This is a genomic window from Oceaniglobus trochenteri (genome assembly GCF_020529025.1).
In the GTDB taxonomy this organism is placed as follows: Bacteria; Pseudomonadota; Alphaproteobacteria; order Rhodobacterales; family Rhodobacteraceae; genus Oceaniglobus; species Oceaniglobus trochenteri.
This window is the reverse complement of the sequence record NZ_JACNMM010000007.1, coordinates 237323-263410: the sequence shown is the minus strand read 5'-3', so window position 1 is coordinate 263410 and position 26088 is coordinate 237323. Positions and strand designations below refer to the sequence as shown.

General features: G+C 64.1%; 25 protein-coding genes and 1 riboswitch. Of the genes, 13 read left to right on the top strand and 12 right to left on the bottom strand.

The features are described 5' to 3' along the window. Nucleotides 1–2: 2 nt before the first annotated feature. Nucleotides 3–641 carry a flavin reductase family protein gene (locus tag H7828_RS13845; protein WP_226781644.1) on the bottom strand — a complete coding sequence of 213 codons (639 nt, stop codon included), beginning with the start codon at nucleotides 639–641 and terminating at the stop codon, nucleotides 3–5. A gap of 179 nt (nucleotides 642–820) precedes the next feature. Between H7828_RS13845 and H7828_RS13840 the strand changes: the two genes are divergently transcribed. After that, nucleotides 821–1507, top strand: coding sequence for a GntR family transcriptional regulator (locus H7828_RS13840; protein ID WP_226781643.1), 687 nt, complete (start codon nucleotides 821–823; stop codon nucleotides 1505–1507). A gap of 190 nt (nucleotides 1508–1697) precedes the next feature. Then, nucleotides 1698–2627: a LysR family transcriptional regulator gene (locus H7828_RS13835; protein ID WP_226781642.1), complete on the top strand. Its 930-nt coding sequence runs from the start codon at nucleotides 1698–1700 to the stop codon at nucleotides 2625–2627. On the opposite strand, the gene H7828_RS13830 is transcribed toward H7828_RS13835, so the two are convergent. The 5 genes from H7828_RS13830 to H7828_RS13810 form a co-directional block, all read right to left on the bottom strand. Beyond that, nucleotides 2615–3970: a lyase family protein gene (locus tag H7828_RS13830; RefSeq protein WP_226781641.1), complete on the bottom strand. Its 1356-nt coding sequence runs from the start codon at nucleotides 3968–3970 to the stop codon at nucleotides 2615–2617. The genes H7828_RS13835 and H7828_RS13830 overlap by 13 nt on opposite strands. After that, the gene (locus H7828_RS13825; RefSeq protein WP_226781640.1) at nucleotides 3967–5793 is read right to left on the bottom strand and encodes a dipeptide ABC transporter ATP-binding protein; all 1827 of its coding nucleotides are present in this window, start codon (nucleotides 5791–5793) and stop codon (nucleotides 3967–3969) included. Before H7828_RS13825 ends, H7828_RS13830 begins: the two co-directional genes overlap by 4 nt. Further along, the gene (locus H7828_RS13820; RefSeq protein ID WP_226781639.1) at nucleotides 5790–6707 is read right to left on the bottom strand and encodes an ABC transporter permease; all 918 of its coding nucleotides are present in this window, start codon (nucleotides 6705–6707) and stop codon (nucleotides 5790–5792) included. The genes H7828_RS13825 and H7828_RS13820 overlap by 4 nt, the downstream gene beginning before the upstream one ends. Continuing rightward, nucleotides 6704–7621 (bottom strand): ABC transporter permease, encoded by a 918-nt coding sequence (locus tag H7828_RS13815; protein WP_226781638.1) that lies wholly within the window; start codon nucleotides 7619–7621, stop codon nucleotides 6704–6706. The genes H7828_RS13820 and H7828_RS13815 overlap by 4 nt, the downstream gene beginning before the upstream one ends. Nucleotides 7622–7690: 69 nt before the next feature. Next, on the bottom strand, nucleotides 7691–9220 hold the full coding sequence (locus H7828_RS13810) for an ABC transporter substrate-binding protein (protein ID WP_226781637.1): 1530 nt from the start codon (nucleotides 9218–9220) through the stop codon (nucleotides 7691–7693). Nucleotides 9221–9431: 211 nt separating this feature from the next. Next, a riboswitch (TPP riboswitch) is annotated at nucleotides 9432–9537 on the top strand. Between H7828_RS13810 and H7828_RS13805 the strand changes: the two genes are divergently transcribed. From H7828_RS13805 to H7828_RS13790, 4 genes are all read left to right on the top strand, one after another. Beyond that, complete coding sequence (locus tag H7828_RS13805) at nucleotides 9506–10144, top strand: YkoF family thiamine/hydroxymethylpyrimidine-binding protein (RefSeq protein ID WP_342592300.1); 639 nt, start codon at nucleotides 9506–9508, stop codon at nucleotides 10142–10144. Its footprint overlaps the riboswitch before it by 32 nt. Nucleotides 10145–10182: 38 nt before the next feature. After that, nucleotides 10183–10950: an ABC transporter permease gene (locus H7828_RS13800; RefSeq protein WP_226781635.1), complete on the top strand. Its 768-nt coding sequence runs from the start codon at nucleotides 10183–10185 to the stop codon at nucleotides 10948–10950. Beyond that, nucleotides 10937–11671 (top strand): ABC transporter ATP-binding protein, encoded by a 735-nt coding sequence (locus H7828_RS13795; RefSeq protein ID WP_226781634.1) that lies wholly within the window; start codon nucleotides 10937–10939, stop codon nucleotides 11669–11671. Before H7828_RS13800 ends, H7828_RS13795 begins: the two co-directional genes overlap by 14 nt. A gap of 2 nt (nucleotides 11672–11673) precedes the next feature. Further along, nucleotides 11674–12657: an ABC transporter substrate-binding protein gene (locus tag H7828_RS13790; RefSeq protein ID WP_226781633.1), complete on the top strand. Its 984-nt coding sequence runs from the start codon at nucleotides 11674–11676 to the stop codon at nucleotides 12655–12657. Nucleotides 12658–12808: 151 nt separating this feature from the next. Here the strand turns inward: H7828_RS13790 and denD are convergent, their stop codons facing one another. Continuing rightward, on the bottom strand, nucleotides 12809–13789 hold the full coding sequence (denD, locus tag H7828_RS13785; RefSeq protein ID WP_226781632.1) for a D-erythronate dehydrogenase: 981 nt from the start codon (nucleotides 13787–13789) through the stop codon (nucleotides 12809–12811). Between the two features lie 236 nt (nucleotides 13790–14025). Here denD and H7828_RS13780 point away from each other — a divergent pair, with 236 nt between their 5' ends. From H7828_RS13780 to H7828_RS13760, 5 genes are all read left to right on the top strand, one after another. Continuing rightward, a complete protein-coding gene (locus H7828_RS13780; protein ID WP_226781631.1) occupies nucleotides 14026–14586 on the top strand; it encodes a TRAP transporter small permease in 561 nt (186 codons plus the stop codon). Further along, nucleotides 14583–15860 carry a TRAP transporter large permease gene (locus H7828_RS13775; RefSeq protein ID WP_226781630.1) on the top strand — a complete coding sequence of 426 codons (1278 nt, stop codon included), beginning with the start codon at nucleotides 14583–14585 and terminating at the stop codon, nucleotides 15858–15860. Before H7828_RS13780 ends, H7828_RS13775 begins: the two co-directional genes overlap by 4 nt. Nucleotides 15861–15905: 45 nt before the next feature. Beyond that, nucleotides 15906–16910 (top strand): TRAP transporter substrate-binding protein, encoded by a 1005-nt coding sequence (locus H7828_RS13770; protein WP_226781629.1) that lies wholly within the window; start codon nucleotides 15906–15908, stop codon nucleotides 16908–16910. A 68-nt stretch (nucleotides 16911–16978) separates the two neighbouring features. Further along, nucleotides 16979–17887 carry a DMT family transporter gene (locus H7828_RS13765; protein WP_226781628.1) on the top strand — a complete coding sequence of 303 codons (909 nt, stop codon included), beginning with the start codon at nucleotides 16979–16981 and terminating at the stop codon, nucleotides 17885–17887. A gap of 390 nt (nucleotides 17888–18277) precedes the next feature. Further along, nucleotides 18278–18487, top strand: coding sequence for a hypothetical protein (locus tag H7828_RS13760; RefSeq protein WP_226781627.1), 210 nt, complete (start codon nucleotides 18278–18280; stop codon nucleotides 18485–18487). Nucleotides 18488–18555: 68 nt separating this feature from the next. On the opposite strand, the gene urtE is transcribed toward H7828_RS13760, so the two are convergent. The 5 genes from urtE to urtA are packed head-to-tail and all read right to left on the bottom strand — an operon-like array spanning nucleotide 18556 to nucleotide 24548. Further along, nucleotides 18556–19251 (bottom strand): urea ABC transporter ATP-binding subunit UrtE, encoded by a 696-nt coding sequence (gene urtE, locus H7828_RS13755; RefSeq protein WP_226781626.1) that lies wholly within the window; start codon nucleotides 19249–19251, stop codon nucleotides 18556–18558. A gap of 3 nt (nucleotides 19252–19254) precedes the next feature. Then, nucleotides 19255–19995, bottom strand: a complete 741-nt coding sequence (gene urtD, locus H7828_RS13750) for an urea ABC transporter ATP-binding protein UrtD (protein WP_226781625.1) — start codon at nucleotides 19993–19995, stop codon at nucleotides 19255–19257. Further along, the gene (gene urtC / locus H7828_RS13745) at nucleotides 19992–21224 is read right to left on the bottom strand and encodes an urea ABC transporter permease subunit UrtC (protein ID WP_226781624.1); all 1233 of its coding nucleotides are present in this window, start codon (nucleotides 21222–21224) and stop codon (nucleotides 19992–19994) included. Before urtC ends, urtD begins: the two co-directional genes overlap by 4 nt. 4 nt (nucleotides 21225–21228) lie before the next feature. After that, nucleotides 21229–23205: an urea ABC transporter permease subunit UrtB gene (gene urtB, locus H7828_RS13740; protein WP_226781623.1), complete on the bottom strand. Its 1977-nt coding sequence runs from the start codon at nucleotides 23203–23205 to the stop codon at nucleotides 21229–21231. 59 nt (nucleotides 23206–23264) lie between these two features. Next, nucleotides 23265–24548, bottom strand: coding sequence for an urea ABC transporter substrate-binding protein (gene urtA / locus H7828_RS13735; protein ID WP_226781622.1), 1284 nt, complete (start codon nucleotides 24546–24548; stop codon nucleotides 23265–23267). Between the two features lie 411 nt (nucleotides 24549–24959). Here urtA and H7828_RS13730 point away from each other — a divergent pair, with 411 nt between their 5' ends. Then, the gene (locus H7828_RS13730) at nucleotides 24960–25772 is read left to right on the top strand and encodes an urease accessory protein UreD (RefSeq protein ID WP_425354949.1); all 813 of its coding nucleotides are present in this window, start codon (nucleotides 24960–24962) and stop codon (nucleotides 25770–25772) included. A gap of 3 nt (nucleotides 25773–25775) precedes the next feature. Further along, the gene (locus H7828_RS13725; protein ID WP_226781620.1) at nucleotides 25776–26078 is read left to right on the top strand and encodes an urease subunit gamma; all 303 of its coding nucleotides are present in this window, start codon (nucleotides 25776–25778) and stop codon (nucleotides 26076–26078) included. Nucleotides 26079–26088 lie beyond the last annotated feature (10 nt).

Below are 26088 nucleotides of genomic sequence, written 5' to 3'. Positions count from 1 at the left end.
GCTCAGCCCTCCATTTCGGCAAGGCGGGCGCGCACCGCGTCCAGCCCCGGCGAGGGCATTTCGAACTGGCGGTCCGAGGTGATGTAGTTGTCGGCATGAAGCCGCGCAATCGGTTGATAGGTCTCGGGGTTGACGTACCGCCCCGCCGCGTCAAGGCAATCGGGGCGGACATGCATGTGCACCACTTCCCCCAGAACGATCACCCGGCGTTCGTATTCGATCAGGCGTTCGACCCGGCATTCCATCGCGCAGGGCGATTGCGCCACACGGGGGGCCGATACCTGGGTGCCGGGCCGATCGTTCAGCCCGGCCAGCGCGATTTCGTCAATCGTGGGGCCGACACCCAGGCCGCAGACAAGCATGGCATCGGCCAGGGCCATGTCCACCATGTTCACCACGAAATCGCCGGTCTGGCGGATGTTGCGCATGGTGTCCTTTTCCGCGCCGTCGGGGCGGGTCTGGATGCCCAGGATCACGATGGCAGGATCATGGGAAAAGACGTTGAAGAAGCTCATCGGCGCGGCGTTGTTCTGCCCCTCGGGCGACCGCGTGGACACCAGGGCGATGGGGCGCGGGCCGATGAAGTTCGTCAGCAGGCGATAGCGGTCCTGGGGCGCAATTGCCGTGAAGTCAAAATCCATGGAGTCCTCCGAGTCGTCGGTCAAGGCCGAAAGGAATTTCTGCTGCCGGCGACATCTTCGAAGGGCCGCATCAGTCTTGGTGTACATTATTGTCTACAATTTTGTAGTCAAGTTATATGTTGATTTTTGGTCAGAATTGCAAGAGCCTCGCCCACTCTGACCCAAGCAGGGAGATATGAATGAGCCAGGATGCACCAGCCCGCAAGGCGACCACCGCCGAGATTTGCGAGCGTATCTGGTTGTCGATCGCCGAGAACAAGCTTCGGCCCGGAACGCGGCTGAAGGAAGAGCAGCTGTCCGAGGTTTTCGGGGTAAGCCGCGCGCGGGTGCGCCAGGTGCTGACCGCCCTGGAACAGGACGGGCTTGTCTGCATCATTCCCAACCGGGGTGCCTTCGTGTCGGAACCTGATGTGGACGAGGCGCGCGACGTGTTCTTCCTGCGCAAGCAGATCGAAGAGCGTATCGTCGGACGCGTGATCGAGCGGATCACCGACGAACAGGTCGCTTGCCTGAGAAAACACACCGCCAAGGAATACGCCGCCGCCGCGCGCGCCGACAAGACCGCGGCGATCCGTCTCTCGGGCCATTTTCACCTGCTTCTGGCCGAACTGTCAGGGTCGTCCTTCCTGCGTGGTGTCCTGCATGACCTCATCACCCGAAGTTCGCTTATCACGGTCATCTATCGGCAGGCCGCCCTGCACGATTGCGGACCCGAAGAGCATTCGGCCCTTGTCGACCAGATCGAGGCCCGCGACAAGGAAGGCGCCATCGCCAGCATGCGGGCCCACCTGACCCACATCGAAAGCGATCTGGACCTGACCCGGCAGGAAAGACCGACCCACGATCTTTCGCAGATCTTCCTTTGAGGCACGGCCAAACCCCTTTCTGAAATGACCGAACGTCAGAGCATCGCGGGCCGTGCCTTTGCCGATGCGGTTGCGGGCATCGCGCCAGGGGCGGGTTGCGATGCCGCCCGCTCTGATCTCTCCTACGTTTGTTGACTGTATCGCACCTTTGCCGGTATCAATTGCACCATTCGCATCAAAGGTATGGGCAATGAATCTGAAAGGGCTGCGTCTTTTCCGATATGTGGTTGCCACCGGTTCGCTGTCGGAAGCGTCGGACAGGCTGAACCTGTCGCCCTCGGCGGCCAGCCGCCTGCTGACCCAGCTCGAGCGTCAGTTGTCGCTTTCGCTGTTCTCGCGTTCGCGGCGCAATTTGGAGCTGACGGAAGAGGGCGCGCTGTTCTATCAACAGATTTCCAACACGCTGGACGGGATCGACGAAATCCCGGTGATCGCCCGCGACATCCGCAGCCGCACCCGCAACTGGCTTTCGGTCGTCACGGCCGCACCGCTGGCCAACGGGCTGGTGGTGCCCACCATCGCCCGCCTGCGCCGCGAAGGGGTTGAGATGCAATGCACCGTCCACGTCGAAAGCCGCTTCGAGATCGAAAGCAAGGTCGCCGCGCGGGGGTATAACATGGGGCTGATCTCGCTTCCCGTCGAGAACGAGATCATCCCGATCGACATCATGCCGATCCTGCGCTCGCGGCTGTGCGTGCTGATGCCGGCGGGCCATCCGCTGGAGCGGGAGGGCGAGGTGGATATCGAACAGTTCGCCGCGCAACCCCTGGTGTCCCTGGCGGCGGGCCAGCGCTGGCGCGACCGCCTGGAAGAGGTGATGGGAACGGCCGGCCTGCGCCCCGACATCGCCTTCGAGACGGGGTCAACCATGGTGACGGTTGAAATGGCGCGGCAGGGGCTTGGCCTGACCCTGATCGACGCGATGGTCATGACGCCGACAACGATGCAGGGCATGGCGCTTCGCCCTCTGGCGGGCGAGCACTGGATCACCTACGCCAGTGTTCACGCCAAGGGGCCAAGGGCCGAACTGGCCGAGGTGTTTCTTGACGGGATCGCCGCCCATGTGGAGGCCCGCCGCGCGGCGGAACCCGGCATCGCCGAAAGCGTCTATCTGATCTGACCGTCCTTCGCCCCCGCCAGCCCGGCGGCCAGATCGCGGGCCAGCACGGCAGCCGCGCGTGCAATGCGGGCGCTGTCGCCGCAATACCCAGCCGGGTCCAGACCTTCGCAAATCTCGTTTTCCGTCAGATGGCTGCGCAATGCGTCATGGGCCAGCAGGGCGTCTTGCACCGATTGCCCCGATTGCCGGTGGTCAAGCGCGTGGTGGATCATGTCGTGCGCTTCGGCCCGCCCGACCCGGGGGGCCAGCATCATCATCAACCGTTCGGTGGCGATGGCGCCGCCGCTGGCCTGTGCATTGCGGGCCATGCGCGGCGCGTTGACCGAGATGCGGCGCAACAGGGCGTCGAAGCCTTCGCTCAGGGTCCAAGCCAGGGGCACTGCACGGTTCAGGACGGCGTTGACCAACTGGTTGCGCACCGCGTCCCCCTCGTGGCTGGAGGCGCCGGTTTCCAACGCCGAGGCCGCAAGCCCGCGCAACTCGGCGGCTTCGGCCAGAACGCCCACGACGAACTTGGGGTTCACCTTGTGGGGCATGGTGGAAGACCCGACCGTGCCGGAATCGAGCGTTTCGGAAATCTCTGCTATTTCCTCGGTCATCAGCAGGTAAAGTTCCGAGGCGATGCGTTCGATGGTCATGGCCAGCAGCGACAGTTGCACGACATGATCGGCGAAGATGTCGTTGATCGCGCGGCCCGGAACCAGAAGCTGCCCCAGCCCAAGACGGGCGGCAAGGCGGGCGTTCAGGTCTTCGCCATCGGGGCCGAAGGCATGCATCGCGCCCACCGCGCCCCCGAAGGGCAGTACGAAAAGCCGCCGGCCGCCGTGATCCAGCCGATCGACCGCGCGCGACAGTTCCTCGATCCAGCCGGCAACCTTGAAGCCGAAGGTCATGGGCAAGGCGTGCTGACGGTTGGTGCGCCCGACCATCAGGGTTTCGGCATGGGTGGCGGCCATATCTGCCAGTTGATCCAGGGCCTGTCCAAGGGCGCGGCGTATGGCAATGTCGGCCCTGCGGATCAGCAGGATGCGCCCCGTCTGAACGACGTTCTGCGTGGTGGCCCCCCAATGCACCCAGGCGCCAGCCTCGCCCGCCGCGCGGGCCAGAAGCCGCGTCAGGGACAGCACCGGCGCATGGGTGATGCGGATGTCGGCGGCAAGGGCCTCGATCCCGATGATGTCAAGCCGGGCGGCGGCGCGGATGCCTTCGGCGGCGGGGCCGGGGATCATCCCCATCTCGGCCTGCACCTCGGCCAGGGCCGCTTCGATATCCAGCCAAGATTGCCACAGGGTTTCGCGCGCGAACAGGGTTGCGGGGGTCAGGTCGGGATGGGCGATCTTCATTGCGCCACCTCCGGCACCGGGGCATCGTTGGCAAAGCGGGGCGCGGCGGCCAGAAGGCGGGTCGTGTAATCGTGGGCAGGGTTGGCCAGAACGTTGCGGGCCGGGCCTTCCTCGACGATCCGGCCCTGGTACATCACCGCCACCCGGTCGGCGACCTGGTGAACCACGGCCATGTCATGGGTGATCAGCAGGCAGGTCAGCCCCATTTCTGCGCGCAGGTCGTCAAGAAGGTTCAGGATCTGCGCCTGAACACTGACATCCAGCGCCGAGGTCGGTTCGTCGCAGACAAGGGCCTTTGGCCGGGTGACAAGGGCGCGGGCAATGGCCACGCGCTGTCGCTGGCCGCCCGAAAGCTGCGAAGGATAGGCGTGCAACAGGCGCGCGGGCAGGCGCACCAGGTCCATCGCCTCTTCCACCGCGCGCTTGCGGGCGGCGGCATCGCCATCGCCGCGCAGGACAAGCGGGCGGGCGATGATCTCGGCCAGGCGGCGGCGCGGGTTCAGCGATGAATAGGGGTCCTGGAAGACCGGCTGCACGAAGGATGCGCGCTCGGTCCCCGAGATTTCGGAAACGGGCCGCCCCAGCATCGTCACCTGGCCCTGGGTGGGCACCGAAAGGCCCAGCATGATCCGTGCCAGGGTGGATTTGCCCGACCCGCTTTCGCCGATCAGCGCCAGGGTTTCGCCACGCCGAAGCGACAGCGAAACATCGTCCAGCGCGCGGATCTCGCGTTTGGGGCCGAACAGGCCCTTCCGCGTCTGGAACACCTGCGTAACGTGCGAGGCCGCGATCACGTCTTCGGCCCCGTCGACGGCGCCGCTGCCGATCAGGGGGTCGCTTGTCAGGCGAACCTGCGGCGGGTGATCCAGCGTGCAGAGATAGCGGTGGGTGTCGCCCGTGCCACGCAGGGGCGGGCGCGCGGTGGTACATTCCGGCAAGCGGTGGGCGCAGCGCGGCGCAAAGATGCAGCCCCGGGGCGGATGCAGCAACGACGGAACGGTGCCGGGAATGGCCCCCAGCCGCCCCGGAGGCCCCCCGAGGTGCGGAATGGCGCGCAGCAGGGACTGGGTATAGGGATGGGCCGGTGCGCGCAGCACCTCGGCCGAGGTGCCCTGTTCGATGACTTCGCCGCCGTACATCACGGCAACCTTGTCGCTGCGCTCGGCCACCACGGCAAGGTCGTGGGAAATCAGGATCATTCCCATCCGGCGTTCGCGGCGCAGATCGTCGAGCAGGTCAAGGATCTGCGCCTGCACCGTCACGTCCAGCGCGGTTGTCGGTTCGTCCGCGATCAGAAGGTCGGGGTCCAGCATCAGGGTCATGGCGATCATGACGCGCTGGCGCTGCCCCCCCGACAGTTGGTGCGGGAACTGCGCCAGCCGCGCCTCGGGGTCGGGAATGCCGGTGCGGTCCAGAAGGTCGATCGCCTTCTTGCGGGCGTCGGGCCCGGACAGCATTCCGCGCGCGATGGCGGCTTCGGTCATCTGGCGCCCGATGGTATAGACCGGGTTCAGCGAGGTCATGGGTTCCTGAAAGATCATCCCGATCCGTGGCCCGGCGATGTCGCGGGCGAAGGCGGCATCCGACAGGGCGGGCAGATCCTGCCCCTGGAACTGCATCCGCGTGGCGCGGCAATCGGCGGCGCGGGGCAGCAGCCGCATCAGCGCCAGCGCGGTCAGCGATTTGCCCGACCCGCTTTCGCCGACGATGCCAAGTGACTGGCCACTGTCCAGCGACAGGCAGACATCGCGCACCGCGCGCAACTGTCCGTCGGGAATGTTCAGCGAAACATGCAGATTGCGGATATCAAGAAGCGTGCTCATTCGTTGCGGCCCTCCGGCGAGGTGATGTCGCGCAGCCCGTCGCCCATCAGGTTGGCGCCGATGACCAGCAGGAACAGGCAGATGCCCGGCAGAACCACAAGCCAAGGCCGATAGAACATGGCCTGCTTGCCCTCGGCGATCATCAGGCCCCACGAGGGTGTCGGGGGCTGGATGCCGACCCCAAGGAAGCTGAGCGAACTTTCGGCAAGGATCGCGATGCCCAGTTCGAAGGTGAAGATCACGATGATCGAGCTGAGCAGGTTCGGCATGATCTCGTGCCAGATGATCTGGCGCGGGCTGGCGCCCGAAGCCGAGGCCGCGGCCACGAAATCCTGGCTGCGGATGCGCTGTGTGGCGGCGCGGGTGACGACAAGGTAATAGGTCCAGTGCAGCACGCCGACGATACCGATCACCACCCAGATCGACGGCCCGATGATGAAGACCAGCGCCATGGCCAGAAGAAGCCCCGGCAGGGCCAGTTGCGCGGTCAGCAGGAAGCTGATGGCGTGGTCGATCCAGCCGCCGAAATACCCGGCCATGACGCCCAGCGTGACGCCGATCAGCAGACCGACCGTGGCGGCGCCAAGGCCGATGGTGATGGAAACCCGGGTGCCATAGATCAGGCGGCTGAGGTAATCGCGCCCGTTCTGATCGGTGCCCAGCAGGTAATCGGGATTGCCCCCGTCCGACCAGACGGGCGGCAGCATCCGTGCCGACAGCGATTGCGCATAGGGATCGTGGGGGGCCAGCAGCGGCGCGAAGATCGCGATCAGGACGATCGCCAGGATCAGCCCGGCCCCGATCAGGAAACCGGTATGCCCGAAGATCCGACGGCGGAAGATCTGGCCGGGCGTCAGGGCGAAGGTCGTGCCGTCTTCGGGGTCGGCGGTGAAGGTCTGGTCTGTACTGGTCATCCGATCCGGATCCTTGGGTCAAGCGCCGCATTCAGGATATCGGCGATAAGGTTCATGACGACGAAGACGATGGCGAAGACGAAGATCAGCATCTGCACGGTCGGGATGTCCGCGCCGAGGATCGATTCAAGTGCCAGCCGCCCCAGTCCGTTGATGGCGAAGATCGATTCCGTGATGACCGATCCGCCGAATTTCTGGCCAAGCTGCACCGCCAGCACCGAAATCACCGGCAGCAGGGCGTTGCGCATGGCGTGGCGGCGCAGCAGCGGCCAGCCGCGAAACCCCTTCGAGCGGGCGGTGCGCACATAGTCGGCGCCCATCACCTCGATCAGGCCGGTGCGCGTCAGCCGCATGACGGCCGGAACGGAGGAGGCGCCCAGGACGAAGGCGGGCAGCACGAAGTGTTTCCAGCTGTCATCGCCCGAAACGGGGAAGATCGGAACCATGACGCCGAAAAGGATGATCATGATCAGCCCCAGCCAGAAGTTGGGAACCGCCTGGGCCGACACGGCCACGCCCAGGGCAAACCTGTCGATCCAGCTGTTGGGGTTCAGCGCGGCCATGGCGCCCAGCGGAATGGCGATGACGATGGTGACGGCCAGCGCGGAAAGGGCAAGGGTGATGGTTTCATCGGCCCGGTCGGTGACCAGTTCCGCCACCGGCTTGTGCCAGTAATAGCTTTCGCCGAAGTCGCCCGTAAGAACGCCGCCCAGCCAGTCGAAGTAACGCACCGACAGCGGCCGGTCGAGCCCGTAGCGGGCGCGGATCGCTTCGATCACGTCGGGGGTGGCGTCCTCGCCGGCGATGGCCTGTGCGGGGTCCGCGGCCACGTTCAGCAGAAGGAAGGCCGCAAGCGAGACGGTGAAGGCGACAAGCAGGGCAAGCAGGCCGCGCAGGGCAATGTAACGCAACATGAAACGGTGGTCCTTTCTGGCGCGCGGGCGCCGGTGCGGGGGCCCGGGATGGCCCCCGCGGGGAAGGTGTCACTTCCAGGCGGAATTCTGAAGCCGCGGAAGCCCGTCGGGGTCGAGCGGGAAATCCAGTTGCGGTGACACCAGGTAGTTGGCCGAGTAGGAGAACAGCGGCGCCCAATAGGCCTGGTCTGCGATCTTGCCGATCGCTTCCGAATAGATCTCCTTGCGCTTTTCCTGGTCGGCGGTCTGTTCGGCCGAAAGGACAAGTTCGGCCAGATCCTTGTCGCCCGACATGTCGCGGTCGGATTCACCCGAGAAGTGAATGCGCGCAATGGCGGCGGTGTCGGCGGTTCCGCCCGAGCCCCAAGTGCCGAAATAGGCCGGGATGTCACGCGCCGCGCGGGCCTGGTTCAGGCTTTCCAGCTTGACGTAGCGCAGGGTCACGTCGATGCCCGCCTTTGCCAGGTCCGACGCGATCGCCTCGGAGGCGGCCTTGTCGCGGTAGGCCCAGAGCTCCAGCGGGAAACCATCGGGATACCCTGCCTCGGCCAGAAGCTCCTTTGCCTTCTCGGGGTCATAGGGATAGGCCACCGCCTCCTGATCGCAGCCGAACTGCGCGGGATGGCAGGCGGTGTGGATCGCCTCGGCCGAGCCGCCGATCAGGTATTCGGCCATCTCGGGCGTGTTCAGGGCATGGTTTATGGCCCGGCGCACCAGAACGTTGGTCAGGGGGCCGTCCGGGTCGGTATAACCGCCCGCGTCCAGCACCAGGAAGCCGACACGCAGATCGGGGCCGCTCAGGTGGGTGGCCATGGGCGTTGCGCCAAGGCTTTCGGCCAGGTCCAGCGGCACCTTGAACATCCAGTCGATGCCGCCCGACATCAGTTCGGCCTGCTGGGTGCCCACATCGGGAATGTTGCGCACCACGATATTGCCGATCTCGGGGGCCTCTCCGAAGTAATCCCCGAACCGCTCCAGCACCAGTTCGGTGCCCGGTTCGAAATTGACAACCCGGTAAGGCCCGGTGCCGACAAGATCGCTGGACATGGCGTCTCGGTTGATCTTGCCGTCGGGGTCATAGGTGCCGGCCTTGCGGATCATGATCCGGTTGGCCATGTCGCGCAGGACCAGCGGATAGACCGATTTCAGGTGGAACCGCACCGTATTGGGGCCTGTCACCTCGGCGTTGTCCAGCCAGCGTTCGACCACGCCGGTCGCGTTGGATTCGCTTTCGGGGTTCGCGATCCAGTTGTAGGTATAGGCGACATCCTCGGGCGTCAGCGTGCTGCCGTCGTGGAATTTCACATCGTCGCGCAGGGTCACGTCCAGCGTCATGTCGTCCTGCCATTTGTACGCGGTGGCGATCGACGGGTTCACCTCTTGCGTTTCGGGGTCGAGGTTGAACAGCGTGGCGTCTGTCAGCTGCGCGAGGATGATGTATTCGCGCTTGGTGGTATAGTTGTAGTCGAGGTTCAGGATCTCTTCGGCCATGGCGGCGCGGAGGGTATCGTCCTCGGGGCCGGCATGAGCGGGAGCGAAGGACGTGGCAAGTGCGATGGCACTCGCGGCGCAGAGGCTGCGCCAGCGTTGAACTTTCATTGGTTCCTCCCTTGTTGTGATCCCAACTCTAACGCGGGTCGCCAGATGTAAAAATTGCAAAAATGAAAGGTTTGATTGCATTTTCTGCACCTAATGGCGGTGAAGCCCAGTTGTATCAGCCTTGCTTGAAGGTTTCAGCCCGTTCCCCTTTCCCGTCTGCCGGTTCCGCCGACCGGGTTGACACCGATCCTCAGCCCGCCATAAATGCCGACATCATGACCAGGGGTGCCCCAAGCGGGGCTGAGATGCGCAGGCCGCGCGAACCCTTCACAGCTGATCCGGATAATGCCGGCGGAGCGAGGGAATATGTTCATAGGCGCGCAAGTGTCACTCTATCCGATGACCTCACGTTTCGTGGAGGTCATCACATCGGCGCTTAGCGCCCTGGCCCCCTATCAAGGCGAATTGCGGATCGAGACCGACGATATCTCGACCCTCATGGTCGGCGCCCCCGACCCGCTGTTCGACGCGATCCGCGATCTTTTCGCCGCGGCCGCGCGCCAGCCCGATCACGTCACCATGCATGTCACCCTGTCACGGGGATGCCCGGGCGAACCCGATGACCCGTCCTGCCATTGCGAAACACTGGTGCGGGCGCAGGATCAGACGCTTGCAGAAAGGACGGCACAGGCGTTGAAGGCCGTCGGTGCCGCGCCCGCCGCCGGGGTGGTGGTGGACATCCAGTTCTCGCTCTACGTGCTGGGGCAGGACCGGCACATGGACGAAATCTATGGCTGCATCGCCTTCCTGAAGGATTCGGGCACCTTCCTGAAGTCCAAGAACTTCTGCACCCGGTTGCGCGGCGACGCCGGCGCGGTCTTCGAGACGGTCCGCCAGGCTTTCCTGCGGTTCGGCCCCGCCGAGGGCCATGTCACCATCGACCTGACCGCTTCGGCCAACAGCCCCAGCGCCTCTCCCGTCTGATTGCGACGCTGCGCGGTTGCCGCGCGCCCGGAGATTCCATGCCGCTTGTGAAATCCATCCTGCCGACCCTGTTGCTGGGCGCCGCGTTTCTTCTGACGTGGCAGCTTTATTGCGCCATGGCGGCCGTTTCGCCCCTGATCCTGCCCGCGCCAACGGATGTGCTGCGCGCCCTTGTGGTGGAACGCGCGGCCCTTGCGCCCCATGCCATCAGCACGATCGGGGTGGCGACGCTGGGTTTTTCCACCTCGGTCGCCTTCGCCTTCGTTGCGTCTGTCACGCTTCACTTCAGCCCGTGGTTGCAGCGCGGGTTGATGCCGCTGCTTGTCGCCAGCCAGACCATTCCGCTGGTCGCGCTGGCGCCGCTGATGATCCTGTGGTTCGGCTTTGGCATCCTGCCCAAGGTGCTGCTGGTCATCCTTGTCACCTTTTTTCCGATCCTTGTCAGCCTGCTGTCGGGCTATGGCCGGGTACCCCAGGCCTATCTTGACCTGTTGAAGGCAATGCGGGCAGGGAGTTGGGCGATCTTTCGGCGCGCCACCCTGCCCACGGCGCGGCCTTCCTTCTTTGCCGGTCTGAAGATTTCGGCGACCTATGCCATCGTCGCGACCATCTTTGCCGAATACGCGGGCGCACGGCAGGGGTTGGGCATCTACATCCTCACGGCGAAGAACAGCTTTCGGGCCGATCTGGTTCTGGCGGCTGTCGTGGTTTCGGCCGGGCTTACCCTGTCGTTGCTGGCGGCGCTGCGCCTGATCGAAGGCCTGACCGACCCGGCCCAGCGAAAGAGCCGCAATGCTGAGGGTTGAGGGGCTGACGCTGTCGGTGAAGGGGCGCGCCCTTGTCACCGATTTTTCCTGCACCCTTGAGGTGGGGCAGATCACCTGCCTGATCGGGCCTTCCGGTTGCGGCAAGACCTCGGTCCTGAAATGGCTGGCCGGTATCCTGGCCCCCGGGATCGACGCCGAAGGTGCGCTTCTGCTTAACGGGCAGGCAATTCCGCGCCCGCATTGCGCCCTTGCCTATCAACCCCAAAGCGACGCCCTGTTTCCCTGGCTGACCATCGCGGGCAACGCCGCGCTTGGGCTTGAGGTGGCGGGCACAGGCCCCGCCGCCGCGCGGGCAAAGGTGCGGCCGTTCTTCCCCGATTTCGGCCTTGAAACCTGCGAAGACCTGTACCCCGACCAGATTTCCGGCGGCATGCGCCAACGCGCGGCCTTCCTGCGCACCATTGTGCAGGACAGCCGGTTCATTCTTCTGGATGAACCCTTCTCGGCGCTGGATGCGGTGACGCGGCTGAAAATGCAGGGCTGGCTTTGCGACAGGTTGGCCCGGGTGCCGCGCGGTGTGCTGATGGTCACCCACGACCTGCACGAAGCGACACAGATGGCCGACCGCCTTCTTGTCATGTCGGCCGGCCCCGGCCCCCTGGCGGCCGACATCCCCATCACCACCCCCCGCCAAAACCGGAGCGAGGCCGCCCTGGCCGAGATTCGGACCACCCTGAAAAACCTGCTTCTGGAGACCTGACCATGACATTTCGCAGCCTGATCCTGGCCCTCTGCACTGCCCTGCCCATATCCGCCCAGGCGCAGGACCGGGTGACCATCGCGCTGGACTGGACCCTGAACACCAATCACGTCGGCCTGATCGCGGCCCGTGACCGTGGGCTTTACGAAAAGGCGGGGCTGGAGGTGGAAATCCTGCCCTATTCCGACACCAGTTCCACCGCGCTTCTGGCCTCGGGTGTTGCGGACTTCGCCTATATGACAGCCCTGGGATTCATGAGCGCACGGGCAGCCGGCACCGACCTGACGGCGCTTTGGGCGACGATGCAGCACGAAACCGGGCGGCTGGTCTACAACAGCGACAATGCCGAAATCACCCGGCCCGCCGATCTGTCGGGCAAGACCTATGCAGGCTTCGGCAGCGCCTGGGAAGACGCCTTGATCCGTACCATGATCGACCACGACGGCGGCGATCCGGTCTATGACACCGTCACGCTGGGCGCCGGCGCTTACGAGGCCCTGGCGGCCGGGCGGGTCGATTTCACCCTTGAAGTCGCAACATGGGAGGGCGTGAACAGCGAGCTTCTGGGCCGCGATCAGTCTTCGTTCACCTATGCCGACTACGGCGTCCCCGATCAGCAGAACGGATATATCGGCACCCGAAGCGACGTTCTGCGCGCGGATGCGGAACGGGTGGCGGCCTTCATGTCGGCAACCCAGGCCGGTTACGAATGGTCCGAACAACACCCCGACGAGGCGGCGGATCTGCTGATCGCGGCGGGCGACTTTCCCCGCCCCGAACTGGTGCGGGGCTCGATGACCAAGATCGTCGAAGGCGGCTACATGAAAGAGGGCAGCACGCCGATGGGCACGATAGATGCAGACCGTTTCGCCACGATGGCGAAGTTTCTGTTCGACAGCGGCGTTCTTCGCGACACAAAGGGCAGGGCGATGGAATGGCCGGGCGAGGTTTCGGGCTGGTTCAACCAGACCTGGATGGCGCGGTAGGCCGGAAATGGCCGGCCCCCCGGTGCCTAGGCGACAGCGCGCGATGCGAACATGCCCGCCATGCCAGGGCTGGCGGAACCGGGCGCGCCCTTGGGCGGCCGGTTCCTCTCTGGGGCTGTCGCGATCTTTCCCGCGCTGTGGCGGGACTTTCTCAGCCGGAAATTGACGCCTGGTTGTCCAACTCGTCCTCGATATGGGCGCGGATGATCTGCTGGAAATCGGTTTCGGCGGCAAAGCCCAGGGCATGGGCGCGGGTGGCGTCATAATCGCTGGCCCAGCCCTCGACGATGCCGGCCACCAGCGCGTCGGGTTCGGGGCGGATCAGGTCGACCGCCGCCTGGCCCGCCACGGCGCGCAGGGCCTCGATCTGCTCGGCCACGGTGGCCGAGAGACCGGGCATGTTCAGGGCACGGCGATGATCCAGCGGCGCCAGATCCATCGTTGCCGCATGAAGAAAGAACCCCGTGGCACTGCGCGGACTTGCAAACCAGTGGCGCACGCTGTCCGGCACGGGCAGCACGGCCTCTTGTCCGATGAGGGGTTCGCGCAGGATGCCCGAAAAGAAGCCCGAAGCGGCGCGGTTCGGCTTGCCCGGGCGGATGCAGATGGTGGGCAGGCGCAGCGATACGCCCTCGACCATGCCCTTGCGCGAATAATCCGAGATCAGCGATTCGGCCATCAACTTCTGGATGCCATAGCTGGTGCGCGGGGTCGGGGCAAAATCGTCGGGAATGCGGGCGGGGAAGGGGGGGCCGAACACGGCCAGTGATGAGGCGAAGACCAGCCGGGGCATGTAGTCCGGGGTAGTGCGGATGGTTTCCAGCAGGGCGCGCGTGCCGTCGAGATTGACGCGATAGCCCTTCTCGAAATCCACCTCGGCCTCGCCCGATACCACGGCGGCAAGATGAAAGATCACGTCGGGCCGGTCGGCCAGCAGCCGCGCTGCCGTGCCGGGATCGCCAAGATCGACGGCCAGCGCCGTGGCCGGGGCCCCCGCGGGCACAACGGGTTCGATCACGTCGGCCAGCAGCATGTGATCGACCCTGCCTCCGCCGATCCCGCCCTGATCGAGAATCGCCTGGGTCAACTTGCGGCCGATCATGCCGGCGGCGCCGATAACGAGAATTTTCATGGGTTGTGTCCTGCGGGTTTCTGACTGGCGATGCCAATCCCTAACCCCGGCGCGCGCCGGTTGAAAGCCCGCGCGCCGCGCCGGTCGGGATCGCCGGTGCAAAATCCCGGTCAGAGGAGGCTGCTGTTGGCGTTGCAACCGTGGCGCGAACCTGTCAGAAAAATGCCAATGACCGCACGGCCTTGGGGAGGACACCTGGTGCAGGACATCAAGACACAGGTTCATCGGAGTCGGCGATGGAACGGCTGACCCAAGCCTTGGTACGCATGATCGAGGCGGTTCTTGTCCTGCTTCTTGTGGGAATGGTCATCATGGTGTTCGGCAACGTGGTGCTGCGCTATGCGTTCAACTCGGGGCTGAATTTCTCGGAAGAGATGTCACGGTATTTCTTCGTCTGGCTCACCTTCACCGGCGCCGTTCTGGCCTTTGGCGAACACGGGCATATCGGGGTGGAAACCATGGTGCGCCTGTTCGGGCGGCGCGGCCGGCTGGCCTGCATGGCGGTCAGCAACATCGTGGTGCTGATCTGCATGGCGGTCTTCTTCTGGGGCACCTGGAAACAGCACGACATCAACGCCTCGATGACGGCGGCGGTGGTGGGCATGTCGATGATCTGGGTCTTCGGTGTCGGCTATTTCACCTCGCTCGGAATCGGGCTGATTGCCGTTATCCGGTTGTTGCGCATCGTCACCGGCCGGATGAGTGAGGCCGAGATCGCCCGCTTCGCCGGCGAGATCGACCCCAATGAACTGGTGCCCGAAGACCTGCGCAGCCCGAAGGAAGAGGTGACGCGATGACCATCGGCGTTTTTCTCGTCACCCTGTTCGGCACCCTGGCCTTCGGCGTTCCGGTGGCCTTTGCGCTGATGTTCTGCGGCATCGTCCTGATGGGCTATATGGGTATCTTCAACACCCAGATCGTGGCGCAGAACATGATCTCGGGGGCCAATACTTTTACCTTGCTGGCCATTCCCTTCTTCCTTCTGGCGGGCGAACTGATGAACGCCGGCGGGCTATCCAAGCGGATCGTCGGCTTCGCGGTTGCCTGCGTGGGGCACATCCGCGGCGGGCTGGGGCTGGTGGCGATCTTTGCCGCCGTGATCATGGCCAGCCTGTCGGGTTCGGCCGCCGCCGATTCGGCGGCGCTGGCGGCGATCCTGATTCCGATGATGCGCGATGCAGGATACAACGTGCCGCGTGCCTCGGGGCTGATGGCTGCGGGCGGGGTGATCGCCCCGGTGATTCCGCCCTCGATCGCCTTCATCATCTTCGGCGTGGCGGCCAATGTATCGATCACCGGCCTGTTCATGGGCGGCATCGTGCCCGGCCTGATGATGGCCACGGCCCTGATTGCCATGTGGACCTTCGTTGCCCGCAAGGAAAAGGTAAAGACGCTGCCGCGCCAGTCGGGCAAGGCGCGCGGGCGCGCCGCCTTCGATGCCATCTGGGCGCTGTTCATGCCCGTCATCATCCTGGGGGGCATCCGGTTCGGCATCTTCACGCCCACCGAGGCCGCGGTGATCGCCGCCGTCTATGCCCTGTTCGTCGGCATGTTCATCTATCGCGAACTGAAGATCCGCGATCTTTACGGCGTCTGCGTCACGGCGGCGAAGACCACCTCGATCGTGCTTTTCCTGGTGGCCTCGGCGCTGGTCACATCTTGGCTGATCACGCGGGCCAACATTCCGGCGGAAATCGGCGGGCTGATCCAGCCGCTGATCGACCGGCCGCGCCTTCTGATGCTGGTCATCGTCCTGCTGGTGCTGGTGATCGGTACGGTTCTTGATCTGGCGCCGACGATCCTGATCCTGTCGCCCGTCCTGATGCCCCTGGTGCGCGAGGCGGGGATCGACCCGGTTTACTTCGGCGTCATCTTCGTGATGACCACCTGCGTCGGGCTGATCACGCCGCCCGTGGGGGTGGTGCTGAACGTGGTCAGCGGCGTGGCCCGGGTGCCCCTGGGCCAGGTGATCTATGGCGTGGCGCCCTTTCTCTTGTCGCAGGTGATCGTGCTGATGATCCTGATCGCCTTTCCCCAGATCGTCCTCGTGCCGCTGGAATTCCTGCGGTGACAGGGTGAGAACCAGAACCAAACAGAACATGTGGAGGAGACCAACATGAAGACCCTAGCCAACCTCAGTCTGACGGCCATCCTGGCCGCCGGCGTTGCCCTGCCGGCCATGGCCGAGGTCCAGGAACGCACCCTGACCCTGTCCAACGGCGTGTCCGAAACCCACCCCGTCGCCGACGGCGTGGCGGCCATGCGCGAATGCATCGTCGACAAGACCGACGGCAAATGGACGCTGAACGCCTTCTGGTCCTCGTCGCTGGGCGATGACCTTCAGGCCACCCAGGCGCTGCGCTCGGGCACCCAGGAGATGGTCATCACCTCGACTTCGCCGCTGGTTGGGATCGAACCGGCCCTTGGCGTGTTCGACCTGCCCTTCCTGTTCGCCGACGAATCCGAGGCCGACGCCGTGCTGGACGGCGATTTCGGTGACATGATCTCGGGCAAGATGGAAAATTCGGGGCTGATCAACCTGGCCTACTGGGAGAACGGTTTCCGCAATCTCACCAACTCGCTGCACCCGGTGACCAAGCTGGAAGATTTCGAAGGCATGCGCGTGCGCGTGATGCAGAACAACATCTTCCTCGACACATTCCAGAACCTCGGCGCCAATGCCATGCCCATGGCCTTTGGCGAGGTGTTCACCGCGCTGGAAACCAAGACCATCGACGCGCAGGAAAATCCCTATGTCACCATCGATACCTCGAAGTTCTACGAGGTGCAGGATTACCTGTCGGCCACGCGCCACGCCTACACGCCGTTCATGCTGCTGTTCTCCAAGCCGATCTGGGACAGTTATTCCGATGAAGAGCACGCGATCCTGAAGGAATGCGGCGCCGTGGGCCGAGACGCACAGCGCGCCGCAAGCCGCGCCCTGTCCAGCAAATCGCTTGCCGCGGTGCAGGAGGCGGGTATGTCCTTCAACGAGGTCGATCCGGCCGAGATGGAGCGCATTCGCGAAGCCGTACAGTCTGTCTATGAAAAGCACGCGGAAACCATCGGCTCTGACGTGGTCGAGGCGATCCGCGCGAAGCTGGACGAAATCCGCGGCTGATCGCCGACCCAAACCCCGATTGCGGCGTCCCCTCGGGGGCGCCGCCCGCATGTGAGGCTTGCCGATCCATGAGTACCGCCACCGTTTCCGCCCCCAGCTGGTGGCGTCTTTCCCCAGCACTTCTGGGCGTCTCACTTATGCTGGTCGGGATGTTCCTGTTTGCCGCCAATGACACCATGGGCAAATGGCTGGTTGCCACCTATTCGGTTGGCCAGGTTCTTCTGGTGCGCAGCGTCGTTGCCCTGATCGTTCTGGCGCCGATCCTCTGGCGTTTCGGGCTGAGGCGGCTGGTGCGGGTGGAACGGCCGGGAATTCAGGCGCTGCGCGTGGTCTTTTCCACGCTTGAGGTGTTCTGTTTCTATTGGGCGGTGCGGTTCCTGCCGCTGGCCGATGTGATGACCTATTGGCTGGCCGTGCCGCTGCTGGTTGCAGCGCTTTCGCCCTTCCTGCTCAAGGAACCTGTGGGCTGGCGCAGCTGGTCATTCATCGCCATCGGCTTTGTCGGCGTGGTGATCGCGCTGGACCCGGCGGGGGTGATCGACCCATGGCCAATGATCGTCGCGCTGATCGGCATGGCCAGCTTTGCCGGCATGATGATCACCGGGCGAAGCCTGCGCGGCACGCCCGACACGGTGCTGGTGTTCTGGCAGATCGTCGGCGCGCTGGTCGCGGGGCTTGTCCTTGGCCCCGCCACATGGGTGGCGCCCACGGCCCCCGATTTCGCGCTGCTGGGCTTTCTGGGAGTGGTGGCGATGCTGGCGCATGTCTGCGTCAACCGCGCGCTGAAATTGGGTGATGCGGCGCTTATCACGCCATTTCAGTACACGATCCTGCCATGGGCTGTGGTCATGGGGTGGCTGGTGTTCGGCGATGTTCCCGACGGCGCGATGATCGCCGGAGCCGCCGTGATCGTCGGGTCGGGCATCGGGCTGATCTGGCGCAAGAATGCCCGCGCACTGCCCGACATCCCCGGATGAGCCGGGTGGCCGGGGAGAACCGATCAGGTCGGCCAGAAACCCGATGAGGCGGTTGGCGGCATTGGGCATCACCCCGCCGTAGGTGCCGGAATGCACATCCAGACGTGCAATGCGCACCTGAGCGCGGACGTGCAACATACCGCGATTGCCGAAAACGATCTGCGGGCAGGTCGGATGAATCGACGCTTCGTCTGCGATGAAGCACAGATCCGCGCATGAAAGCATCAGGCTGTTGAAGGCATGACCGAAGTTCTTGCTTGTGGAGTCAAAACCGGAAGGACCGACAGAAGCAGAAATCAATGAACGCCATGCCAAGATTGGGAGGCTGGCGGTCGAGAACAGATTTTTGCCCGAAGGGCAGAAGCGGTGCGCCCCGTGAAGAAACGCGCGATGAGCAAACTGGATGACCCTGAACTGGGCATCAGTCGGCAAGGCAAGCTGGATCGGCTCAGCCGATCCGCGTTCTACGACACGCCGGTCGGTGTTGAGGCGGACAGGCATTGCGGCCCGGGGTCCGGCGGGTCCATGGCGTTGGAAAGATCTGGCGGCAATTGCCATGGGAAGGTTCTGGCCCCGCCCGCCGCACGAATGCCCGGTTGATGTAAAGCATGGGCAATCAACGCATTATACGGGCAAGCCGCCTGGTTTGCAGGCCACCAAGGATCGGGCTAGACCGAAACGCCAGCCAGCAATTCACCGCGTGTAATGGTGTCGCGGTCTCCGTCGAGGATCATGCGCCCGCCTCGCAGCACCAGGAACCGGTCGGCCAGGTCGTAGGCCACGTCGAAATACTGCTCGACCAGGACGATGATCATGTCGCGGGTGTCGCGCAGGTGGCGGATGACGTCGCTGATCTGCTGAACGATGTTGGGCTGGATGCCCTCGGTCGGTTCGTCCAGCAGCAGCAACCGGGGCTTCAGGATCAGGGCGCGGGCGATGGCCAGCTGTTGCTGCTGCCCGCCCGAAAGATCGCCGCCGCGCCGGGACTGCATCTGCCTGAGCACGGGGAACAGCTCGTAGATCTCGTCTGGAATGACGTGTTCGTCCTTGGGCAAACAACTGAACCCGGTCTCGAGGTTTTCGCGCACGGTGAGCAGCGGAAATATCTCGCGCCCCTGCGGGACATAGGCCACGCCCTTGTTCGCCAGCACATGGGCGGGCAATTTGCCCAGCGGTTCGCCATCAAGGCTGACACCGCCGCCCGAACGGGGGTGGGTGCCGGAAATGGCGCGCATCAGGCTGGTCTTGCCAACGCCGTTGGTGCCCATCACGCAGGTGATCTTGCCGGGTTCCGCCCGTAGCGAAATGTCGTAAAGGATCTGACTGTGGCCGTAGTGCAGGGTGAGATTGTCGATTTCCAGCATGATTCAGCGTCCCAAGTATACATCAACCACCGCCTGATTGGCGGTGACGTGGTCCAGGCTGCCCTCGGCCAGGACCGAGCCTTCGTGCAGCACCGTGACCTTGCAGTTCAGCCGCCGCACGAAATCCATGTCGTGCTCCACCACGACAACCGCGCGGGTCCGGGCGGCTTTCACCAGGATGTCGGTGGTCTTTTCCCTCTCCTGCGGCGTCATGCCGGCAGCAGGCTCATCGATCAGCAGAAGCCGGGGGTCCTGCGCCAGCAACATGCCGATTTCCAGCCATTGTTTCTGTCCGTGCGACAGTTCACCCGATTTGCGCAGCAGATGATCGGCCAACCCGATTTCACCTGCCCATTCCGCCACGCGGTCCAGATCGCGATCCGACGGGCGATAGAACAGTACGCCGAACACGCCGCGCTTGTTCTTCAGGGCCATCAGCAGGTTTTCCTGCACGGTCTGATCCTCGAACACGGTGGGTTTCTGGAACTTTCGCCCGATCCCCATGCGCGCGATGCGGGCCTCGGACAGACCGCGCAGGGATGTGCCCTCATCGCCCCATGAAATGCGGCCCTCGTCTGCCCTGGTCTTGCCGGTGACGATGTCCATGAACGTTGTCTTGCCGGCCCCGTTCGGCCCGATCACGGCGCGCAATTCTGTCTTGGCGATCCGGAAGCTGAGGTTGCTGATGGCGCGGAACCCGTCAAAGCTGACGGAAACGCCGGATACTTCGAGAAGCGTGCTCATTCCGAGGCCTCCTGTTCACGCAGCGCACCCGCACTTGGCCCCAGATCCGCGCCGTGGCGGTCGGGGCTTTTGCGGTGGACCCAAAGATCGACCAGACCGCCGATGCCCTTGGGCGCGAAAAGCGTCACCAGAACGAAGGACAGCCCAAGTACGATCAGCCACCAGTCGACCCACTTGATGGTATAGAACCCCAGCGGCACGTCAGGGGCCTGACCGCCAGTGAACCACGACGACACAAGGCTGACGAAGGCCGCGCCGATCACCGCGCCGTAAAGCCGGCCGCGCCCGCCGATGGCCACCCAGACCGCGAGATAGACCGAGGCAATCGGCGCGATCTCGGCGGGGTTCACGATGCCGGCCTGCGGGTAATACAGCGCCCCCGCGATACCGGCGATGCAGGCGGTCAGGGTAAAGACCACCAGTTTGAAGGTTTCGACCGAGTAGCCGAGGAACCGCACGCGGGCCTCGTTGTCACGGATCCCGCGCATGACCGACCCGAACTTTCCCGACACCAGCCAAGCGGCCAGCAAATACCCCAGCGCCAGCGCCAGCGCCGAGCCCCAGAGGAACCAGACCGACACCACCGACTGTGGCACCTGGTCCAGCCCCGGCAGGTTCTGCAGGCCGGACAACCCGTTGTTTCCCCGCAGGCCGCTGTCATTCTGGAACAGATACAGCGACAGGGCCAGCGTCATGGCCTGTGTCAGGATCGACAGATAGACACCCGCGACCCTGCTGCGGAAGGCCAGCCAGCCAAACACCAGCGCCAGCAGCCCGGGAACCAGCACGACAAGGGCCAGTTGCAGGAACAGGCTGTCGGCAAAGTACCAGATCAGCGGAAAATCGGCCGACCCGACCACGCCGAAGATCTGGTTGGCGATGGCATCGGTGATGTCCTGCGGGGTGGGGGGCAGGGCGCTTTCGGCCATCGACGCCACCACGATGTCATGGGTGCGGCGATACATCAGCCACATGCCGATCATGTAGCCGCCCAGGCCGAAGAACGCGAAATGGCCCAGGCTGAGGATGCCGCAATATCCCCAGACCAGATCCATCGCCAGCGCGACCAGGCACAGGCAAAGGGTCTTGCCCAGGGTCTTGACGAAGGATGTTGAAATCGGCCCGACGCCAAAGGCATCCGAGAAGATCGTGACCAGAAGAACCGTTATGGCCAGGATGCTGATGAACACCAGGGCCGAAGGATTGCGGGCGAAGAACGAGCGTTGCATGGTCTTAATCCCCCGCCGCGCGGCCCTTGAGGGCGATGATGCCCCGGGGCTTGAACTGGATGAAGATGATGATGAACACGATCATGTAGGTCTGGGCCGCCAGGGTGTTCGAGGGGTTGAACCACTCGATCCCTTTCTGGGTGAATCCGATCATGACAGCCCCGGCCAGCGTGCCCCAGATGTTGCCGACGCCGCCGACCACCACGGTCATGAAGCTCTGGACGATATAGCCGCCGCCCATTTCCGACGTGACCTTGGCAAACAGCCCGATCGCAACACCCGCGATCCCGGCGATGCCCGACCCCAGCCCGAAGGTCAGCATGTTCACCCGCGCCGGGTTGATCCCCATGGATGCGGCCATGCGCGGGTTCTGCGTGACGGCGCGGGTTTCCAGGCCAAGGCGCGTGCGCTTCATGATGAATAGGAACAGCGCAAGGAACAGCAGCGCCAGCACGAAAATCGCAATGCGGATGAAGCTGATCGACACGACGTCGTTCACGACCCAAGCGCCGTCAAGCCAGGCAGGCGCCGTCAGCGGACGGGCCTGGGTGCCGAAGATGTTCTTGGCCAACTGCTGCAATACGATCGAGACACCGAAGGTGGCCAGCAGCGATTCCAGCGGGCGCTGGTACAGGTGCCGGATGATTAGCCGCTCCAGCGCGACGCCGGCCATGAAGGTGACGGCGAAGGCCGCCGGGATCGCCACGATGATCGACAGGGTGTGCCCCGGCACCACCTGTTGCACGACATAGCCGGTATAGGCACCCATCATGATGAATTCGCCATGGGCCATGTTGATCACGCCCATGACGCCAAAGGTGATCGCCAGTCCGATTGCCGCCAGGAAATAGATCGACGCCAGCGACAGTGCATCCAGCCCCAGATCCAGCGCCTGATTGGCGCCGACCTTCAGGGCGATCCGCGTCAGCGCCGCCTGCGCCGCTTCGGTGACGGGCGCGGAAGGTTCAAGGTATTCATCGTAAAAGCTGTGGCTTTCCAGTGTTCTGGCCTGTTCCTCAGCCGGGACATACCCTGTCACAAGGCCCGCCGCCGCCAGATTGGCATAGGCCTGATCGCGCTTTGCCTCGCTGTTCAGCTGCACCAGAGGAACGCCGCCGACCTTGCCCTTTTCGATATGCTGTTCCAGCGCGGCGTTGCGGTCATGGGGAGTTTTCAGCGGCGCTGCCAGCCCGGCCTGCACCAGCATCGCCCAGGCCTCGGCCCGGGGCAAGGCGTCGGTGCCTGGGGTCAGTTGGCGCGCAATGTTCAAGCCCTCGGGCACGGCCCCCGCGGAGACCGCGCGCCGGGTGGCGACCAGTGGGTTCAGCGTGGCGCGCAGATCAAGGCCCAGATCGCTGCCCGCCGCATCGATCGCAGCAACGCGCGCGGCATCATCGGGGTCGAATGCCATGGTCAAAAGCGCTTCGAGCCGCTTTTTCTGTGCCAGCAGGGCGGGGTCGGTTTCACCGGGAATCGACGCGCGCAGCGGGGCCAGCATCGACGCATCGGCCCTGCGCGCCATCGTGGCCACGGCATCGGCACGCAACGCCGGATCGGGATCAGAGAGCTGAAACTGCACCAGCGCCGCACCGATCAGCGCGCGGATACCCGAGTTCGGCTTGATCTGGTCAAGCGCGTTCTTGTCCGCACGGCCAACTGTTTCGCCGCTGTCGAAGTCGGTCAGGGTATAGCTGCCGTCGGCTTTCTGCCCGGCAAAGAACAACCCGTCTGACTTGCGCTGCCACATATCCTTGGCCTGCCATGCCTGCAGGACGGCCTGGGCCTGGGGCAGGCCGCTGTTGGCCAGCGCGTCGATGACAGGGCCGATGGTGGTGCGCGAACCCTGCTCGATCAGCAGGCGGTTCTCCTGCAGGATGGTTTGCACCGGTTCAAGGCCGTCTGGCGCGGTTCGGGCGGTCTGTGCGGCAACCGACCCGCAGGCCAGCCCCAGCACGAGGGCGGCCAAAACTCTGATTTTCATGATGTTTCCTATCAGGCGACGGGGGGCAGGCCCCCCGTTCCCGTTTCGTCAGGTTTTGATCAGTAGTTGGATTTGATCTGGACGCAGGTCTCGGTTTCGGTGTTGTACATCCCGCAGCCAAGCTCCATCCAATCCGATTTCAACACCGCCGAGGCAGGCAGGAAATCGGTCCAGGCGTCGCCCGCAACCACATCGGTCTGGCTGACGATGTCGAACTGACCGTCTTCCTGAATCTCGCCGATCAGGACGGGTTTGGACAGGTGGTGGTTGCCGTTCATCACCGCGGTGCCGCCTGTCAGGTTGGGATATTCCTGCCCGTACATCTTGGCGCGCACGGCATCCACTTCGGTGCTTTCCGCTGCCGTCACCGCATTTGCCCACATGTTGAAACCGATATAGGTGGCTTCCATCGGGTCGTTCGTGACACGCTTTTCGTCACCGATGAATGCGTGCCAGTCCTTGACGAATTCGGCGTTCTCGGGCGTGTCCGATGACATGAAGTAATTCCACGCGGCCAGATGCCCGACAAGGTTGGTGGTATCCAGACCCGACAGTTCCTCTTCGCCCACCGAGAACGCGATGACGGGGATGTCGTCGGCATTGATGCCCGCAGCGGCAAGTTCCTTGTAGAACCCGATATTGGCATCGCCGTTGATGGTGGAAATCACCCCGACCTTCTTGCCGTCGGCACCAAGAGCGACGACATCGGCCACGATCTTCGACCAATCGGAATGCCCGAACGGTGTGTAGTTCACGAAGATATCGTTCTCGGATACGCCCTTGGACGCAAGATAGCTTTCCAGAATGTTGTTGGTCGTGCGTGGGTAGACGTAATCGGTGCCCAGAAGCGCGAATTTCTCGACGCCCAGTTCGTCCAGGAAGTAATCCGTCGCCGGGATTGCCTGCTGGTTCGGCGCGGCCCCGGTGTAGAAGACGTTTTTCGAGCTTTCCTCGCCCTCGTACTGCACGGGATAGAACATGAGGCCATTCAGTTCCTCGATCACCGGCAGCACCGATTTGCGCGACACGCTGGTCCAGCCGCCAAAGATGACATCGACCTCTTGCACGCTCAGCAGTTCGCGGGCCTTCTCGGCGAACAGCGGCCAGTCGGAGGCGGGGTCAACGACCACCGGTTCGATCTGACAGCCAAGAAGGCCCCCGGCCTTGTTCTGCTTGTCCACCAGCATCAGAACCGTGTCTTTCAGCGTGGTTTCGGAAATCGCCATCGTGCCGGACAGGGAATGCAGGACACCCACCTTGATCGGGCAATCTGCGGCCCAGACAGGTGCGGAAAATGCGGCAAGGGCAATCGGGGCCGCAAGTGTGGTTCTCAGGAAATTCATCTGGTTCTCCCCGCAGGGCGGGGGTCGGCCCTTGCGGCATCGCACCGTCGACCATACCCTTACCCTGCAACTTCTGTTGCATCCGTGTGGCGGCTGGTCTGAGGCTCAATTCACCCAGTCGTCACACACCCACTCATTCATTCAGAGTTGGCAGGGTCATCGTTTCTGCGATGCGGCGGCGGATACAACTTTAACAGCCAAATAATCGGCGCGTTGCCGTGTGTTGCCTGTTTTTTGTGCGTTGCGCAGGTTTTCACCTGATCTTTGGGCAATCCGCCAGCCAGCGGGCGCTGTTGCGGCGGAATGGGCTGGCCTGTTCGCGTGAACATGGTGATGAGCAAGGGGCCACCGCAAAGCACACGGACCCCGACCATTCTTGTTCAACAGCCTCCTTTGGCCCCCACGGCCCCGATGCCCACGGTGCAGGATCAACCGCGCGCGCGGGGGGCTGTCGTTCTGTCGGCCAAGACCGGACCGCGCGGCACCTGCCTGGCGGGGCTGCGGCAATCCGGATCTCTCAAATGCCTGTTTCCGCGTGCCGACCCGCCGAACATGCAGGCGGTTCTGGTCAATACGGCGGGCGGGATCACCGGCGGCGATGCCTTTTCCATCGATCTGCGCGCCGAAGCGGGCACCGATCTGACCGTCACCACCCAGGCGGCCGAGCGTGCCTATCGTGCGCAGCCCGGCCAGGTGGGGCAGATGCACAGTCGCGTTTGCCTGGAGGAAGGTGCGCGGCTGAACTGGCTGCCGCAGGAAACGATCCTGTTTGACGGCTGTGCACTGAACCGGACGCTGACGGTCGATCTTGCCGCCGGTGCGTCGCTGCTGCTGACCGAGCCGCTGGTCTTCGGGCGTACCAGCATGGGCGAAGTCCTGCGCCGCGGGCAATTCTCCGACCGAATCGAGATCTGCAGCCGGGGCCGGCCGCTTTACCTGGATCGGATCGCCCTGGAGGGCGACATTGCCGCGCATCTGTCGCGGCCCGGCGTAGCGGCAGGCGCCAGGGCAATGGCGACGCTGGTATACTTGGCGGATGACGCTGCCGCCCATCTGGATGCGGTGCGGGCGCTTTTGCCCGAAACAGCGGGGGCCAGCCTGATCCGTGACGGCCTGATGGCCATTCGCATTCTGGCCCCTGACAGCTTTGTCCTGCGCCAATCGCTTGTCCCCGTGTTGAACCGTCTGAACGGCGGCACGCTTCCCCGAACCTGGATGATCTGACCCATGCAACTGACCCCCAGAGAAAAAGACAAACTGCTGATCGCCATGGCCGCCGAGGTGGCGCGCAGGCGCCTGGCCCGCGGCGTGAAGCTGAACCACCCCGAAGCCATCGCACTGATCACCGACGCGGTGGTCGAAGGCGCACGCGACGGGCGCTCGGTCGCCGACATGATGGAGGCGGGCGCGCAGATCGTCACTCGCGAACAATGCATGGACGGCATCCCCGAGATGATCCCCGAAGTTCAGGTCGAAGCGACATTCCCCGATGGCACCAAGCTTGTCACCGTACACAACCCGATCCGCTAAGGAGCGATGC